Origin of the sequence: Novosphingobium lentum NBRC 107847 (genome assembly GCF_001590965.1) — a bacterium.
GTDB classification, from domain to species: domain Bacteria; phylum Pseudomonadota; class Alphaproteobacteria; order Sphingomonadales; family Sphingomonadaceae; genus Novosphingobium; species Novosphingobium lentum.
Map to the genome: position 1 here is coordinate 133,895 of NZ_BCTW01000003.1, position 13,079 is coordinate 146,973.

A 13,079-nucleotide genomic window follows, 5' to 3' on the forward strand; every position below is an offset into this window, starting at 1 on the left:
CGGGCCTCACGCCAGATCTTGCGCGAAGACGTCGCGCTTGAGTTCGGAAGGATCGGGGAAGGGCGCGGCCATCGCCGCTGCCAGCGCCACGTCGATCTGGCCGTTGATGTCGGCCTCGACCGCAACGAGATCATCCTCGGTGGCGATGCCTTCAGTCAGCAGTCGCGCGCGCAGGATCGGCATCGGGTCTTTCGCCTGGCACTCTGCGTACAGTTGCTTGTCCATGTAAGTGCCGGCTTCGCCCAAGAGGTGCCCGTTGAAGCGGAAGGTTACCGCCTCGATCAGCGTGGGGCCTTCGCCCGCGCGGGCGCGCTCGATCGCGATCTTGGTGGCGCCATAGACTTCGTCGGGATCGTTGCCGTCCACGGTCACGCCGGGCATGCCATAGGCATCGGCGCGCGCCGAAATGCGATCGACCACGCGGCTGTCGGCGGCGCTGGTGTGTTCGGCATAAAGGTTGTTCTGGCACATGAAGATGACCGGCAGTTTCCACAGCGCCGCCATGTTCATCGATTCGTGGAACGCGCCGATGTTGGCCGCCCCATCGCCGAAGTTGGCGACCGAGACGCGGTTTTTCCCGTCAAGCTTGGCCGCCCAGCCAAGCCCGGTGGCGATCGGCATCGACGATCCGACGATCCCGGTGGTGACCATCATGCCCTTGGCCGGGTGGGTAAGGTGCATCGGCCCGCCCTTGCCCTTGCAGGTGCCGGTGGCGCGGCCCGCCAGTTCGGCCCACAGTTCGCCCAGCGGAAAGCCCTTGGCGAGCATGTCGTGAATGCCGCGATAGATCGTGCAGATGTAATCGTCATCGGTCAGGTGCATCGACAGCGCCGACGGGATGATCTCCTGCCCGCGCGGGGAATAGTACGGCATCACCAGCTTGCCGGCCATCATCTGCTTGATGATGCGCTCGTCATTGAGCTTGATCAGCGTGGCCTTCTTCCAGATTGCCAGCAGCGTTGCCGCATCCGGTTTCGGAGTGTTCGACATGGTCTCCTCTCCTGCCATCCTTTTGCGCTGCAGTGCGCTACGTTGGCATATCGTTATAAAGCGTATTACCTTGCTTCAGGCGAGAAGCAAGGGGTGAACCGACAGGTCGGCAGAGGCAAAGTCAATCGGCGCTTTCGCCAGTTCTCCGGTCCATCCGTTCAGTACGGATCCCAGGTGAACACGCTGCTCGAAATGTCGAGTGGCGCGAATGCGGCCCTCATGGCCGGTAGCGCCTTGTCGATGACCGATTGCGGGGTCCACCCGTCCGATGTCTGCGTGCTGCGCACCGGGCGATGCTGGTTGAACAGGATCATCTCGTTCATCCGCGCGCCGAAGATCTGGCCCGAGACATCGCCCGCCGCGTCGCTGAGCAGCGCCACCGCGAGCGGCGCGACCTTGTCCGGCGTCAGGCGGCGCGCCACCTCGAGCCGGTCCTTGTTCGCCTCGGTGTCGGGGATCGTCGCGACCATGCGGGTGAACGCGAACGGCGCGATGCAGTTGGACCGCACGCCGAACCGCTTCATGTCGAGCGCGATCGATTTCGACAGGCCCGCAACGCCCAGCTTGGCCGCCGAATAGTTCGCCTGCGCGAGGTTGCCGATCAGCCCGCTGGTCGAGGTCATGTGCACGAACGCGCCCGATCCTTGCGCCTTGAAGTGATCCGCCGCCGCGCGCGAGACGTAGAAATAGCCGTCGAGGTTGACTTTGAGAACGGTGTCCCAGTCCTCGCGCGTCATCTTGTGGAAGATCACGTCGCGCAGGATGCCCGCGTTGTTGACCACGGCATCGACCCGTCCGAACGCGTCGAGCGCATCCTGCACGACGGCGTGCGCGCTGTCCCATTCGGCGATCGAGCGATAGCTGGGTGCCGCCTTGCCGCCCGCCGCACGGATCGCTTCGACGGTCGAATCGGCGGGGCTGGCATCGGCGCCTTCTCCCCATGACGATCCGCCCAGGTCGTTGACGAGCACGCTCGCGCCCTCGCGCGCCGCCAGCTTGGCGATTTCGGCGCCGACGCCGCCGCCCGCGCCCGTTACGATCACCACTTTGCCGTCCAGCACTGCGCCGCTCATTCCCTGCCGCCTCTCGTAATCTTCAATATGGTTTGCATAAGTACTACATTCGTGGCGCAGTGCGTCAAGCGGGGAAGGGATTGGCCTGATATTGGAGCTGATCCCCCGCGAAGGCGGGGGCCTCAGGGGGGGGCGCGCGATATCGCACGCATGACGGCCTGAGGTCCCCGCCTTCGCGGGGACGCAGGAATGCTGCAGTCCTTCCGCAAAGGTCCTACCGCGTCTCGCAGGCCATCCACAGCCGCGTCGGGCCATAGGCGATGTAGCTGGTCGCCCACTCCACACCGCCATCGCCCCGAGTCGCGCGGAAATTCTTGAACCGACGGGTCAGTGCCGCAAATGCCAGCCGCAGCTCTCCGCGTGCGAGCTGGTTGCCGATACACATGTGGATGCCCGCGCCGAACGCGAGGTGCCCGGCGGCGTTGGCGCGCGACAGGTCGACATCGGCGGGGCAGGCGAACTGCGCCGGATCGCGGTTGGCCGCGCCATAGCGGACTTCCACCATTGCCCCGGCGGGGATCGTGACGCCGTCAACCTCGACATCCTCCAGCGCCTTGCGGAACAGCGTCTGGATCGGCGCGCAGGTGCGCAGTGCTTCCTCGACGAAGCGCGGTACCAGCGCGGGATCGACGGCCATCCGCTCGGCCAGGTCGGGGTGGTCGATCAGCAGCTTCATGCCCGAGGCCAGCGTGGTGGTCGTCGTCTCGTTGCCCGCCACCAGCAGCTGCTGGATCACGCCGAGCAGCTCGCGCATCGTCAGCAGCCGCCCTTCGGTCTCGGTCGAGGCGAGGTGGCTGATCAGCGTGTCCTCGGGCGCGGCGCGCACGCGCTCGATCACGCGGGCGAGGTAGTTCTGCAGATCGACGATGGTCTGCGCGATCTCGATCTCGCGCGCGGGCGGGATCATCGGGCTGACCGCCTCGACCGACACATCGGACCACAGCTTGAACCGGTCCATGTCGGCGCGCGCCACGCCGAGTTGCTCGGCGATCACATACATCGGCAGGCGCACCGCGAACGCATCGAGAAAATCGAACTCGGTGCCGGCGGGCAGGTCATCGAGCAGCGCGTCGATGATCGCTTCGATCCGCGGTTCGAGGCCGGTGACGCGCGGGGTGGTGAACACTTTGTCGACCAGCACGCGGTACAGCCGGTGCTCGGGCGGATCGTTGCTGACCAGCGTGTCGAGCGGCATCCAGCCGCCGTCGCGATAAATCCGGTCGACCTCGTCCTGCACGCTGCTCGCGCGTTCCACGATCAGCCCGGTGCGGTTGCTGAAGACCTTGGGGTTGAGCAGCGAGCGGCGCACGTCGGCATAGCGGGTCAGCACGAAATTGCCCGTCAGCGGATCGCGATAGACCGGCTGATCGGCGCGCAAGGCATCGTATGCGGGAAACGGACAGCGCTGCACGCTCGGGTCGGCGAAACTGATCGGCGCGGCTTCAACTTCGGTCATGCGTCGGTTCCCGCGCCATCAACGAACAGTTCGGCCCCGGTAACATAGCGCGCCTCGTCCGACACCAGGAACGCGACGACATCGGCCTGTTCGGACGGCTGCGCCATGCGCCCCATCGGGATACGGTCGATCACTTCGCGGATGGCGGGGATGTCGGCCGCCTGCAGGCCCTGGGGCAGCCCATCGCCCAGCAGCATCGGGGTTTCGGTGGGGCCCGGGTGGATCGAGTTGGCGCGGATGTTTTCATGCGCATATTGCGCGGCGGTGATCTTGGTGAAATTGGCGACCGCTGCCTTGGTCGGGCTGTAGGTCACCGCCAGCGGGAAAATCTTGCGGGTCGAATTGGACGACAGGTTCACGATCGCCCCGCCGCCGCGCGCACGCATTGCCGGCAGCGCGGCGCGGGTGCCCAGCACGGTGCCCCAGTAATTGATGTCCATCACCCAGCGGTACTGCGCCATCGTCGCCTCTTCCAGCGGCACGGCGAGCGTAACCCCGGCGTTGTTGACGAGAATGTCGAGCCCGCCGAACCTGGCCTTGGCCAGTGCCACCGCGTCGGCCCATTGCGCTTCCTCGCGCACGTCGAGATGGCAGAATGCGACTTTGCCGTCGTGGCTCGCCGCGAGCGCCTTGCCCGCATCATCGAGTACGTCGCCGATCACCACCCGCGCGCCGTCGCGCACCAGCGCGGCGGTGATCGCAGCGCCAAGCCCGCGCGCGCCGCCACTGATTAGGGCGACTTTTCCATCCAGACGCGCCATTGTTCATTCTCCCAAGAAAAAGGGGGCAGCGCGAATGTCGCGCCGCCCCCCGGTTGGTGTCCCAGCGCGGCGATCAGTTGCCGAACTTGAAGCCCACTTGCACCAGCACTTCGCGACCGCGTGCCACCGAGGCAAAGCGATCGCCCGGCAGCTGCCCGGCCACGCCCTGTCCGCCGCCGGTGAACGGCACGTCGGTGGAGGCGACATAGTAGTACTTGTTGCTCAGGTTGCGGCCGATTACCGAAACCGTCCAGCGATCGTTCTCCGCGCCGATCCGCGCCGAAGCGTTGAGCAGCGTGTAGCTGGGCTGGCGACCGGTGGGTGCATCTTGCGCGTCGGTGAGGTAGCTGCCCGAATATTGCGCATCGCCGGTCAGACCGATCTTGAGGTCGTTACCCAGTGCGGATTCGTAGTTGAAGCCGCCCGAGGTGTTCCAGCGCGGCGAACGCGGAACCGCGCGACTTGCCAGGTTCTGGATCGGGTTGCCTCCCACGATGGTGCAACCCATCGCCGGGGACTGGCCGTTGTAGCACGGGGCCGCCGGGAAGCTTTCGTACTGCGCGTGGTTGTAGGCGGTCGCCGCGTTCAGCGTCAGCCCGCGCAATGGCGTGTGCCAGCTGATGTCGGCTTCCGCGCCGTAGATCTTGCTCGATGCCGCGTTGCGGATGGTCGATGTCGCGTTGACGAAGTTGACGACCTGCAAGTCCTTGATCTTGTAGCTGTACGCTGCAGCGTTGAACAGCACCGCGCCGTCCATCAGACGGGTCTTGATGCCCGCTTCGAAGCCCTGGATCGTCTGTGGCTTGTAGCTGAGATCGAGGTTCTTCAGCGCCAGGTTGACCGAGCTGCCGTTGAACCCGCCCGAGAGAAAACCGTGCTTGTAGGATGCGAACGCGGTGAAATCGCCGGTGGGCCGGTAGGTGATCGTCGCTTCCGGCGAGAAATCGTCCCAGTGGTCCTTGGTCTTGAGCAGGAAGTTGCCCATCGCGTTGGGCGTGGTGGTCAGCACGGTGCTGGCATCGAGGATGGTGGTGTAGGGGCCACCCGGTTCGGTGATGCCGCCACCGTCACGCACGTCGGTCAGGCGCTTCTTCTCGTAGGAATAGCGCACGCCGCCCGCGATTTCGAGCGTCGGGATCGGCTTGAACGAGCCCGAGATGAACGCCGAATAGGCCTGACCCTTTTGGGTGAACAGGTAGTTGTTGACGATCGCCGGCGAGGTCGGACCACCAAAGCCGGGTGCCAGTAGATCGAACTGGCCGCCGAACAGATACGTCAGCGATCCGGTCACGGCCTTGGTATCGGCGAAATAGAGGCCGCCGGTGAAATCGACCGGGCCGCCCAGATCGGTGTTGAAGTTCAGCTCCTGGCTGAACTCGCGGTTGTGGTAGGTGTTGCAGCTGGGCAGCAGCACCGCAAAGCTGTTCTCGTAGTTCTGGCACTGGTCGAGATCGACCTTGTAGTAGCCGGTCGCCGAGGTGAACGTCAGTTTGTCCGACGGATGGAAGTGCATCACCAGCCCGCCAAGAACCTGCTTCTGCGGCGAGAAGTTGCGCCCGTCGGGACGGAAGAAGTTGAGCGTGCCGGGGATCGTCGACACGACCTTGCCGTATCCGGCGTTGACCACCTTGTCGCCGGCGGTGCACTGGCTGTTGTCGCCGATCGGAGCGGGGCCTATGAACGAGAACTGGCGGGCGCCGAACGGGCAGTTGACGAATTCGGTCGCGGCGGCAGGACCGTTTTGGTCGACGCGGCCGTAGCTGACTTTCAGCTTGGCGTCGAACGGACCGCCATCGTCATACTTCAACGTGCCGCGAATGCCGAAGTTGGTGTTTTTCGGGGCATGGGATGAGTTGAAGTACCCCGAATTGAGCGGCGTCTGGTCGGTCAGGTAGCCCTGCATGGTGGAATACTGGCCGGCGATGCGCACGCCCAGTCCACCGCCGAGCGGGGTGGAGACATAGCCTTCGCCGCGCATTTCGCGGGCGTTGAATTCATAGCCGAGCTTGGCGCCCATCTCGAAATGATCGCCCGGATCGGCGGTGGTGATGTTGATGATGCCGGCCATGGAATTCTTGCCGAAGTACAGCGCCTGCGGGCCTTTCAGCACTTCGATCTGCGCGACGTCGAAGTCGCTCATGCGGCGCACGGTGGCCTTGGCGATCTGCACGCCGTCGATCGTGAACGACACGGCCTGATCGCCGAACGGGTTGGAGTCGGGGCCGGCGATGCCACGGATCGAGATGTTGCCGCCCTGGACCGAACCGCCCTGTGGCGCGATCAGCAGCTGGGGCACGATGCGCGCCAGGCCATCGAGGTTGGTGACCCCGCGCTGCTGCAGGTTCGCGCCCGAAACGGCGGTGACGACCACCGGAACCGAGATCAGCGTTTCCTCGCGGCGGCGAGCGGTGACGACGATCGCGTCGGCGTCGGACGGATTGGAGGCGGCATCGGCCTGCGGGACCTGCTGGGCAAAGGCGGGCTGGATGCCGGCAAAGGCGCTGGCACCGGCCAGCAGGCTGGCGATCAGGTTACGTTTTTTCATATGGTCCCTCCCAAATTCATTAAGTTATTGCTATTGATTCAAGTGGTTGAAAGTGCGTGTCCGCTGCGGGTGAAGCTGGACGCGGCTCTACCCGAGGCCGGTTGCGGCAAGCGTCGGATCAGCCAGATGTTGACCAGCGGCCAGATCATGAACGTGGCATAGAACGCGGCATAAACCGGGCTGCGGAACGCCGGCGCGGCGATCGCGATGGCGCCGGACACGCCGCTGAACAGCAGCATCACGCACACGTTCATCGCCACCGATTGCCCGGCGGTGTTGCCCCGCCGCAGCATGATCCCGGTGTGGAACGGGGTGGACCAGATCGCGGTGATCGCAAACGTGACGAAATAGAGCGGATCGTTGAGCGAGGCCTTCACCAGCCACCACATCGCGCCTGTACCCAGCACCGCCGCCAGCGTCATCACCGTGAACGCGGGCCGGGAGACCTGCGGCAGGATCTCGCGATGGCCGTAGTGGATGAACTGCCAGATGAGGTACGCCTCGAGCGCCACGGTACCGCACAGCCCGATCGACCAGAACTTCAGCCACCAGTGCCCGCCATAGACGGCCTGCCACGTCGGCCAGTGAAGGACGAAGGAAAGGTCGTGCCAGAAGAACACCGCTGCGCCGATAAACGGTTCCACGTACACGCCCTGCCGGCGTGCCATGCGCAGCGCGATCACGAAATAGACGAAGCTGAAGCCCAGCGCCACGGCCAGGCACAGCAACACCAGCGGAACATGGCCGTCGATTGCTTGCAGCGCTTGCGTGGGCTCGTACCCCATGACGATCGCCTCTCCTCGATGCTATGGATTTTTTGCCATCCGTTGGACCAAAACTTTACCTAGGGAAAAATAGTTTGCAAGCCTATCATTCGCTAGAGACTAATATTCCGTCAGCCGTGTCGTGTGGGGCACACTGCGGGGCACATGGCGGAACGCAGGCAGGGAGAACACAGCCGTGAGCGGGATCAGGATCGTCGAACGGGGCAGCATGATCGAGGCGACGCTGACGCGCCCGGAAAAGCGCAATGCGCTCAACCTCGAAATGCTCGAGGGACTGTTCGAAGCCACCGCGAGACTGGCTGGGGGCGATCATCTGCAAGTGCTGCTGGTGCGGTCCGAAGGCGAGGTGTTTTCCGCCGGGATCGACCTCAACAGCGAACTCGCGCCCGATCCGGCGATCGCCAGCCCCACCGCGTTCCGCCGCTGGTATCGCGCGGGTAAGGGCTGCCTGCACCCGCTGGGCGACTTGTGGGAAGCGACCGAAAAACCGATCGTGGTGGCGCACCACGGACCCTGCATCGGCGGTGCGCTGGAACTGTCGCTGTGCGCGGATTTCCGGCTGGCGAGCGACACCGCGCGTTACCGCCTGCCCGAGATCGCAATGGGCGGATTGCCCGGCTCTGGCGGCATGAGCCGGCTGGTACGCACGGTAGGATCGCACTGGGCGCGCTGGCTGGTGCTGGCCGGGCTGGACTTCGACGCCGAGCGCGCGCTGGCGATCGGGCTGGTTCATTCGGTGACCCCGGCGGCGCAGTTTTCCGCCGAAGTCGACCGCTTTTGTGACCATCTCGCCGCCATCCCGCGCGAGGCTTATGCTGCAGGCAAGCTGGCGCTGGAGCTGATGGCCGAAGTGGGGCGCGGCGATGCGCGCAGCATTGAGCGGCTCGCGGTCAGCGGGCTGGCGACGGGGGCCGAATATCACGCGGTCTATGAGGAATATGTCGCACGGTTTCGCAAGGACCCCAAGTGATGCTGCGCAGCATCACTGCGGTTCCGTTGCTGCTGGCCGCACCCGTTCCGACGTATGCGCAGGATATACCCGAACGACACCTAAACATACCCGAGCGCCACCTAGCCGCTCGCGAAGACCACAGCGTGCACATCACGCTCAACCCTTACCTGTGGGTGCCCGTGGTCAGCGGCACGACCGCGTTGGGACCGTTGACCGTGCCGGTGCGAGTCACGCCGGGCGATTTCGCGGCCGGCTTCCGCATCGGCGGCATGGGATGCCTCGCGGTCGATGACGGAAGCAGGTTCGCGTTCGCCGATGCGGTGGTGGTCGATTATCGCAACGGGAACTTTCGTCCGTTCTTCGGCCAGGCGCTGACCTCGAAAGTGCGCTTCGGGCAATTTGGCGTGGGCGTGCACAAGTCTGTGTCGGTCGGCGGCCGGGCGGTCGAGATCAGTCCCTACGTCGGCGTCCAGCATTTGCGCATCGGGTCGCTCGTCACCGGCAACCTCATCACCGCGACCGGCGATGGCGACTGGACCAGTCCGCTCGCCGGCGTTTCGGCCAGCGTGCCGCTGCGCCACAACCTGCGCCTCGATACCGAGGCCAGCGCGGCGGGGTTCGGCGCGTTCGATACCGACTATCGCAACGCGCAAATCGCGCTCGAATGGGATGTCGCCCGCCGCGTCGCGATCGACGCGGGCTATCGCTGGGCCAAGGGCCGCTACGCCAGCGTGACGGGGCTGGCGCTCGATCTCCATGCGGGCGGGCCGACGGTGGGCTTGCGCTACCGGTTCGCAGTCGGGGGTAGGTAACGCCTGCCCTAACGCCAACCCCGCTCATCCTGAGCCTGTCGAAGGATGCCGCACGATAGCCGATCCACACGCTCCCAACCCGCTAACGAGTGCGAGCATCCTTCGACAAGCTCAGGATGAGCGGACCTGGCGAAGTTTTGCCTTAAAACGAATCCAGCGAATCCCAGTCGTCGCAGGCCGTTCCGATGCGGCGGACCATTTCCAGCGTGATGTCGCGCGGCTGCATGTCGGGAATGTCGTCGGTTGGCGCGAGCGTGATCGTCCACCAGGTGAGCGCGGTCATCAGCTGCTGGCGATAGTCGAGCAGCGCATCGTCCAGCGCCACCTTCGGCCCGCCCGAAGCGGCGAGTTCATCGAGGTAAAAGGCGAGCAGCTCGCGCTCCCATGCGCGGCGATGCTCCACCGTCAGCGCCGAGGAAATCGCGTAGCAAACGTCGCGCGACCAGTGCCCGCGGCTGACGCACTGCCAGTCGCCCAGGCCCATCTCGCCGTTGCCCGCGATGTACCAGTTCTTGAGGTGGACATCGCCGTGCATCAGCGTGAGCGGCAGGTGCTTGTGCCGATTGACCGAGGCCAGCGACTTTTCCCACACCTCAGCGTGGCGGTTCCAGGTGCGCGCCGGGATCACGTCCTTGCCGTCCATGAATCCCTTGGTCGAACCGGCTTCCATCCCGAAATCGAGCGTCTTCATGAAGAATTCGGGCCAGGTGACGATGGCCTTCAGCGCCTGCTGCACCGCCGGATTGCTATAGCCTTGGCCGTGCGCGCGGGCGAGCAGGCGCATCTGGCTTTTGGCGCGGTCCAGCGTCATTTCGGTGTTGTGATCGCAGAAACTGGTGACCTCGTCCGAAATGTCGCGCAGCACCACGATCGAGTTGATGTTGGCAGGGTTGTATCCGGCAAAGTACGATTGCGGCGCCTCGAAATCGAGCAGCGGACGCACGTGGTTGAAGAAATCGACCTCGCCCATCGCGCCGCCGCTGATGCCCAGCACTACGCGGTTGGCCAGATCGTGCGTGGCCTTGCAGAACAGCCGTGTGGGCAGCCCCGCGGCTTGTCCGGTCGCGTTCCACGTCAGCGCGATCTTGCGGCGGTTGGAACTGCCGGTGTCGACCGGGCCGAGCGCGAACTGGACCACTTTGGCGCCCGGCACCCCGCCGCCCAGCGCATCGGCGAGCCATTCGGCGGTGATCGCATCGTACGACAGCGGCAGGTCGCGCGCCTTGTGCACGGGATCGGTGCGGTGGCCTTCCTCAGCGGCATAAGCGGCCTGGATCTGCGTGACACGGGTGTTCATGCTACTGCTTCCCTGTGCGAAAGCGCTTCGACCGCAGCTTGCCGTCCAGCCTCGCGGCCCAGGATCACTGCGGGGCCGATGCTGAAACCGCCGCCCGCGTATCGCTTGCCCTGCAGCACGCCGAGCACTTCGCCCGCGCCGTAAAGCCCGGGGATCGCCACGCCGTGCGTATCGAGCACGCGACACTGGCGATCGGCATCGAGGCCCGCGCCGGTCACGCCGATGATCGCGGCCTTGACCTCGACCGCGTAGAACGGGCCGGTTTCCACCGTGAACAGCTTCTTGGCTTTCTTGAAGAACTGGCGATCGACGCCATCGGCGATGTCGGCGTTATAACGCCTTGCCGTTTCCACCAGCGCCGCCCCGTCGATCCCGCATTTGGCGGCGAGTTCGACCAGCGTGTCGGCCACCTTGACGTCACCCGAAGCGATGCGCTTGCGCAGCGTGGCTTCTTCCCAGGTCGGCGTCGCAAGGCCCGAATTGTAGGGATCGAGGTACGACGAATCGTTGCTCGCCTCCAGCATCGTCGGATCGTCGAAGATCGCAAACGCGTGCGCGTTGGTCTGCTCGTTGATGAGGTAGCCGCACACGGTGTACGACGATGTTTCGGGCGCGAAGCGGCGCCCGTCCTCGTTCACCATCATGATCCACGGCGGCAGGAATGCCTCGACGAACTTGCCCACGCCCGATGTTGGCAGCAGCAAGCCGGTGTCGTGCCCGGCGATCCCGGCGCCGACCTGTTCGCCCAGTGTGATCCCGTCGCCGAGGATGAACGGGGCAGGGTCGTGCACCGCCCAAGTCCACGAACCATGCTGCGCGGCGGTGGGGAAATGTTTCGCGATCATCTCGGGGCTGTTGCCGAAGCCGCCGGTGGTGATGATCGTGACCGCGCCGTGCAAGTCCATGCCGCCCGCGTGGACACCGGTAACGCGCCCGTCCTCGAACAGCAGCCGTTCAACGCGCGTGCCCAGCGCGGTCTGCACGCCCAGCGCGCCCGCCGCATTGATCAGCGCATCGGCGATGCCGCCGCCCGCGCCCTCGCTCGAATGGCCGCGCGGCATGTCATCGACGCCCGACACGACGAGGAATTCCTTGATGAAGCGCGTGCCCAGGCTGCGCAGCCATTCGACCGTGGGGCCGCTTTCGTCGCAGATCAGGCGGATCACGTCGGGCTTCAGCGCCCACTGGTTGACCGCCATGACATATGTGAACATCGCGTCAGCGGTGTCGCCCTCGACCCCGGCCTCACGCTGCACGCTGGTGTCCGCAGCATAGAACACCCCGGCGGAGAGCGCAGTGGCGCCGCCCAGCTTGGTGTCGGCTTCCAGCACGATGCACGATGCGCCCAGCTTGGTCGCCTCGATCGCTGCCGCGAGCCCCGCACCGCCGCCGCCGACGATGATCACGTCGAAATCCGTCGCCAAAATGCCTCTCCAGATTATAGTTTGCTTGCATACCTTATTGCGGGGCAAAGGGGGGTTGGCAAGCCCCCGTGACACGTTCCGTAGCGCTTGCGAACGATTTCCGGGCGATTTCCCGCAGGCGTTTTCGCTATTGGTACTCTTGCATACCATGTTATGCCGACCCAACGACGAAACAATCCGGGAGACGATGCGTGACAGGGCCATTTGCCGGCAAGGCGATCATCGTCACGGGCGCGTCGAGCGGGCTGGGCCGGGCCATCGCGGTCGATCTGGCGCGGCAAGGTGCGGATTTGTGGCTGGTCGGCCGATCGGGCGAGGCGCTGGCCGAAACCGCCGGGCTGATCTCCGCTGCGGGTGGTCCGGTGGCACAGAGCGAGCCGATGGACTTGCGCATTCGCGGCCCGCTGGCGAAGCTGATCGAGGTGGTCGGCGCGACGCATCCGCACTTGTTCGCGGTGATCAACAACGCCGGCGTGATGTACCCCGAACCGATCCTGTCGGGCACGATCGAGCGCTGGCAGGAGATGCTCGACATCAACGTGATGGCGATGCTCGAAGGCAGCAAGGCGGCGGTGCTGACCATGCGCAAGCACGGGCAGGAGGGCCACGTGATCAACCTCGGTTCGGTGCAGGCGCGTTTCGAGGAACCGGGCGTCTATGGCATCAGCAAGAAAGCCGCCGAGATGATCGGCAACACCTTGCGCGCCGAAGTCGAAGGCGATCCGATCCGCGTGGCAACGGTGATCCCCGGCGGTTTCGCCACGCAGCTGGCGCGCGGGTTCACCCCCGAATCTCTCGCCAACCTGAGCGGCAATCTTACGCGGCTGAACCTGAACCCCGAAAACGGCGACGACATGGCCCGGATCGTCGGCGATCCGCGGCACATCGCCGATGCGGTCCGCTACATCCTGTCGCAGCCGATCGGCATCAACATCCAGGAGATGGTGGTGCGTCCGCCGGTCAGCACTAAAGCCTGAAGAACGG

General features: G+C 65.1%; 11 protein-coding genes. 3 read left to right on the forward strand and 8 right to left on the reverse strand.

The window, feature by feature from the left end:
- Nucleotides 1-6: 6 nt before the first annotated feature.
- The 6 genes from NL2_RS03445 to NL2_RS03470 form a co-directional block, all read right to left on the reverse strand.
- The gene (locus NL2_RS03445; RefSeq protein WP_068071724.1) at nt 7-990 is read right to left on the reverse strand and encodes a thiamine pyrophosphate-dependent dehydrogenase E1 component subunit alpha; all 984 of its coding nucleotides are present in this window, start codon (nt 988-990) and stop codon (nt 7-9) included.
- Nucleotides 991-1,148: 158 nt separating this feature from the next.
- A complete protein-coding gene (locus NL2_RS03450; RefSeq protein WP_218006088.1) occupies nt 1,149-2,063 on the reverse strand; it encodes an SDR family NAD(P)-dependent oxidoreductase in 915 nt (304 codons plus the stop codon).
- Between the two features lie 214 nt (nt 2,064-2,277).
- Complete coding sequence (locus tag NL2_RS03455; RefSeq protein WP_068071726.1) at nt 2,278-3,519, reverse strand: cytochrome P450; 1,242 nt, start codon at nt 3,517-3,519, stop codon at nt 2,278-2,280.
- On the reverse strand, nt 3,516-4,280 hold the full coding sequence (locus NL2_RS03460; protein WP_068071728.1) for an SDR family NAD(P)-dependent oxidoreductase: 765 nt from the start codon (nt 4,278-4,280) through the stop codon (nt 3,516-3,518). The genes NL2_RS03455 and NL2_RS03460 overlap by 4 nt, the downstream gene beginning before the upstream one ends.
- Nucleotides 4,281-4,353: 73 nt before the next feature.
- On the reverse strand, nt 4,354-6,825 hold the full coding sequence (locus tag NL2_RS03465) for a TonB-dependent receptor (protein ID WP_068071730.1): 2,472 nt from the start codon (nt 6,823-6,825) through the stop codon (nt 4,354-4,356).
- 38 nt (nt 6,826-6,863) lie between these two features.
- Nucleotides 6,864-7,610 carry a hypothetical protein gene (locus NL2_RS03470; RefSeq protein ID WP_068071732.1) on the reverse strand — a complete coding sequence of 249 codons (747 nt, stop codon included), beginning with the start codon at nt 7,608-7,610 and terminating at the stop codon, nt 6,864-6,866.
- Nucleotides 7,611-7,785: 175 nt separating this feature from the next.
- Here NL2_RS03470 and NL2_RS03475 point away from each other — a divergent pair, with 175 nt between their 5' ends.
- Both NL2_RS03475 and NL2_RS03480 read left to right on the forward strand, forming a co-directional pair.
- Nucleotides 7,786-8,580 (forward strand): enoyl-CoA hydratase/isomerase family protein, encoded by a 795-nt coding sequence (locus NL2_RS03475; protein WP_218006089.1) that lies wholly within the window; start codon nt 7,786-7,788, stop codon nt 8,578-8,580.
- Entirely contained in the window at nt 8,580-9,374 is a 795-nt protein-coding gene (locus tag NL2_RS03480) for a hypothetical protein (RefSeq protein ID WP_068071734.1), read from the forward strand. The genes NL2_RS03475 and NL2_RS03480 overlap by 1 nt, the downstream gene beginning before the upstream one ends.
- Before the next feature lie 142 nt (nt 9,375-9,516).
- On the opposite strand, the gene NL2_RS03485 is transcribed toward NL2_RS03480, so the two are convergent.
- The gene (locus tag NL2_RS03485; RefSeq protein ID WP_068071736.1) at nt 9,517-10,671 is read right to left on the reverse strand and encodes a phosphotransferase; all 1,155 of its coding nucleotides are present in this window, start codon (nt 10,669-10,671) and stop codon (nt 9,517-9,519) included.
- The gene (locus tag NL2_RS03490) at nt 10,668-12,095 is read right to left on the reverse strand and encodes an FAD-dependent oxidoreductase (protein ID WP_068071738.1); all 1,428 of its coding nucleotides are present in this window, start codon (nt 12,093-12,095) and stop codon (nt 10,668-10,670) included. The genes NL2_RS03485 and NL2_RS03490 overlap by 4 nt, the downstream gene beginning before the upstream one ends.
- Before the next feature lie 191 nt (nt 12,096-12,286).
- Between NL2_RS03490 and NL2_RS03495 the strand changes: the two genes are divergently transcribed.
- Complete coding sequence (locus NL2_RS03495) at nt 12,287-13,072, forward strand: SDR family oxidoreductase (RefSeq protein WP_068071740.1); 786 nt, start codon at nt 12,287-12,289, stop codon at nt 13,070-13,072.
- Nucleotides 13,073-13,079 lie beyond the last annotated feature (7 nt).